This window comes from uncultured Methylobacterium sp., from assembly GCF_964244095.1.
In the GTDB taxonomy this organism is placed as follows: Bacteria; Pseudomonadota; Alphaproteobacteria; order Rhizobiales; family Beijerinckiaceae; genus Methylobacterium.
Window position 1 is genome coordinate 1 of sequence record NZ_CAXTHR010000236.1, and the last position, 3540, is coordinate 3540.

Below are 3540 nucleotides of genomic sequence, written 5' to 3' on the forward strand. Positions count from 1 at the left end.
CCGAGGTGGTGATCTTGCCCGACGAGGAGGTCTCGACCAGCATCGGCGTCTCGTAATCCATGAGCTTGGGCATCACCGCGAGCGTGAGGCTGGAGCCCCAGGCACCCATCATCACCGGCGTCTTGTCGCTGGTGATGAGCTTCTCGGCCACCGCCGCGGCCTCCGTCGGGTTGCTCTTGTTGTCCTCGATCACCAGCTCGATCTTGCGTCCGAGCACGCCGCCCTTGGCGTTGATCTCGTCGGCGGCGATCTTGGCGCCGTTGACCACGTAGGTGCCCGAGGCCGCGAACGCCCCAGTGAGCGGCTCGTTGACGCCGATGCGGATCGCCTGCGCGTAAGCCGTGCCGGAGGCGAGCACCAGCGCCAGGGCCAGCGCGGGGCGTGCCAGTGCCGGAAGTGTCTTGCGCCTGCTCGTCATGTCGGTCTCCGGTGCGGGTTCGGGCTGGATGCGAGGGTTGAGGTCAGGGCCGGGACGCGCGCCACGCGGCGAGCCGCCGGCGCAGCGGGTCGAGCAGGAGGCCGAGCATCAAGCGGATCGGATGGAGGTCCGCGGGCGCCGCCGGGGCCACGCCGGAGAGGCGGGCTTCGAGGTTGCGCGCGAACTCGGCCGTGAGCCGGCCCGCGAGGTCGCGCACCAGGCCGGGGCGGCCGAACTGGGCGAGCGGCCCCTTCAGCGTGTAGCCGACCGACAGCACCACTCGCGCCGTGCCGGCGCGCTCGCCCGCCTCGACGCGGTAGCGGATCTCGCCCTCGGTCGCCGAGCGCCCGCCCGCGTCGCCGCCGGCGCCGAGGATGCGGCCGGCGCGGGCCGGCGCGTCATGCTCGATTCGCGCCCGGCCCGCGAACCGCGCGGCGATCGGACCGATGCGCACCCGGAGCGCGCCCTCGACCGCGTCGGGCCTCGGGCTCCCGGTCAGCACCGCGCCGGGCAGGCAGGCGGCGACCGCCTCGACGTCGCCCAGCAGCGCGAACACCGCGTCGGGCGGATGCGCCACGTCGAAGCTCTGCGCGAAAGTGTGCGCCGGCCGGAAATCTTTCGCGATGACGATCGTCGCGGCGGGCCCCTCCGCGGGTGCGGCAGCGGGGAGCGGGGTCGGCGCGACCGTTGCCGTGCCGGTCCGGGCGCCGACCGGGCCGAGGCCGCGCGGGACGTCCGCGCCGGGCGTCCGGGTCGGGATGCCGCGGGCGCGCCGCTCGGCGATCACCGCGCGCACCGCCCGCACGATGCCGGCATAGCCGGTGCAGCGGCAAAGGTTGCCCGCGAGCCCGACGCGGATGCGCCGCTCGTCCGCCTCGGGCAGCCGCAGCACGAGGTCGCGGGCGGCGATCAGCATGCCGGGGGTGCAGTAGCCGCATTGCAGCGCGTGCTCGCGGTTGAACGCGGCGCGAAGCTCAGTGGCGATCACGTCGTCGTCGAGGCCCTCGATCGTGGTGACCGCGGCGCCTTCGCAGGCGCCGGCGAAGGTGAGGCAGGCGCGCGCCGGCTCGCCGTCGAGCAGCACGGTGCAGGCGCCGCAGACCCCGTGCTCGCAGCCGAGATGCGTGCCGGTGAGGTCGAGCGTGTCGCGCAGGAGGTCGGCGAGATGCGTGCGCGGCTCGGCCTCGATGCGCACGGGCCGGCCGTTCACGGTGAGCGCCAACGGCATCCGGTCGTCGCGGGCAAGGACCGCCGTGTCGAGCACCGCCATGGTCATGCCGCCGCCGTCAGGCGCTCGGGGGCGGTGCGCGCCGCCTGCGCCACGGCGCGGGCGAGCACCGTGACGTGGACATGGCGATCGACCGCGTCGGCCATGCCGGCGTCCCGCAAGGCAGCCTCGGCCGCGGCCGCGTCGAAGCGTTGCGCGAAGTCGAGGCCGATGCGGCCGCCGAACAGCGGGCGGGCGTCGGCCAGCAGAAGCGGCGCGCGCTCGATCGCGCCGATCACCGCGCGGCCGCGCCCGGCGTGGGCATCGATCAGCACGGCGCCGATGGCGTGGGCGAACTCGCCGATCTTGGCGCAGTGCTTGACGTAGCCCCAGAGCGTGCCGGGCGGGATCGCGGGCACGCGCACCGCGACGAGCATCTCGCCGGGCTCCAGCGCCACGTCGAGGGCGCCACGCACGAAGGCGTCGAGCGGCAGGCGGCGGCGCCCGGCCTTTGAGGCCAGCTCCACCTCGGCACCAAGCGCGATCAGCGACGTGACCCAGTCGGCGGCAGGATCGGCGTGGACGAGGCTGCCGCCGATGGTGCCGCGGTTGCGCACGGCGCGGTAGGCGATCGCGGCGGCGACGCGGGCCATGGCGCCGCCGGTCACGTCCGGCACCCGCCCGTCCTCGATGTCGGCATGCGTCACGCAGGCGCCGAGCACCAGGGTGCCGCCGTCGCGCCGGGCGTGGCACAGCTCACTGATGCCGGTAAGGTCGATCACCCGCTCCGGCTCGACGAGGCGCAGGTTGAGCATCGGCCCGAGCGACTGGCCGCCGGCGATCAGCTTCGCCGTGCCGTCGGCGTCCGCGAGCCGGTCGAGCAGGCCGGCGAGGTCGGCGGGGCGCTCGTAGGCGAAGCGGGCGGCCTTCATGCCGCGGCCCGCGTCGCGGCCTCGCGGGCCGCGAGCAGGGCCGCCACGATGCGGCGCTGGCTGACGGGCGCGCGCAGCATCTCGACGCCGAGCGGCCCGAGCGCGTCGTTGACCGCGTTGGCGATCGCCGCCGGCGGCGCGATGGCGCCGCCCTCGCCGATGCCCTTCACGCCGAACTGCGTGTAGGGCGAGGGCGTCTCCATGTGGTCGATGCGCGGCTCGGGCACTTCGGCCGCGCCCGGCAGGAGGTAGTCGCCCAACGTCGAGGCGAGCGGCTGGCCGCGCTCGTCGAAGGCCATCTCCTCGTAGAGCGCGGTGCCGACGCCTTGCGCGAGGCCGCCGCAGATCTGCCCGTCGACGACGAGCGGGTTCACCAGGGTGCCGCCGTCCTCGACGATGACGTAGTCGAGGATCTCGACGGCGCCGAGGTCGGGATCGACGGCGACGACCACCGCGTGCGCGGCGTAGGAGAAGGTGCCGGAATCGCGCTGCGGCTTGTAGCCGGCGGTGACTTCCAGCCCTCCCGGGTTCACGCCGGGGGCGAGATCCTGCGGACGCCGATACCAGGTGCGGGCGATCTCGGCGAGCGTCACGTCGCCGGAGGGGCCGACGACGCGGCCGGCCTCGAAGCGGCACGCCGCCGCGTCGGCCTGGAGCAGGTGCGCGCCGATGGCGAGCGCCCGGTCGGCGAGCTCACGGCAGGCGGCGGCGACGGCGCCGCCCGCCATCACCATCACCCGCGAGCCCCAGGAGCCGGTGGAGTAGGGCGTCATCGCGGTGTCGCCGTGAACGAGCCGTGTGCGCGCCACGGGCACACCGAGGATCTCGTGAGCCACCTGCGCCAGCGTCGTCTCCAGGCCCTGGCCGTGGGAATGGGCGCCGATGCGCAGTTCGAGGCCCCCGTCCGGGGTCAGCCGCGCGCCGGCCTGCTCGTGGCCCGGCACCATCGGGATGCCCCAGCCGGAATAGACCGAGGTGCCGTG

At 75.0% G+C, this 3540-nt stretch carries 4 protein-coding genes; all 4 read right to left on the reverse strand.

The features are described from left to right. Nucleotides 1-418, reverse strand: a 418-nt coding sequence (locus ACFE86_RS21715) for an ABC transporter substrate-binding protein (RefSeq protein WP_375457390.1), incomplete at its 3' end; no start/stop codon positions are given. Between the two features lie 43 nt (nucleotides 419-461). After that, entirely contained in the window at nucleotides 462-1688 is a 1227-nt protein-coding gene (locus ACFE86_RS21720; protein WP_375457393.1) for a 2Fe-2S iron-sulfur cluster-binding protein, read from the reverse strand. A 2-nt stretch (nucleotides 1689-1690) separates the two neighbouring features. Beyond that, nucleotides 1691-2557 (reverse strand): FAD binding domain-containing protein, encoded by an 867-nt coding sequence (locus ACFE86_RS21725; RefSeq protein WP_375457391.1) that lies wholly within the window; start codon nucleotides 2555-2557, stop codon nucleotides 1691-1693. Then, a partial coding sequence (locus ACFE86_RS21730) for a xanthine dehydrogenase family protein molybdopterin-binding subunit (RefSeq protein WP_375457392.1) occupies nucleotides 2554-3540 on the reverse strand: 987 nt, incomplete at its 5' end. The genes ACFE86_RS21725 and ACFE86_RS21730, both read right to left, overlap by 4 nt.

Bases quoted from the DNA above. Each gene is read 5' to 3' on its own strand.
- ACFE86_RS21720 (WP_375457393.1), bottom strand. From the start codon at position 1,688: ATGGCGGTGCTCGACACGGCGGTCCTTGCCCGCGACGACCGGATGCCG.
- ACFE86_RS21725 (WP_375457391.1), bottom strand. From the start codon at position 2,557: ATGAAGGCCGCCCGCTTCGCCTACGAGCGCCCCGCCGACCTCGCCGGC.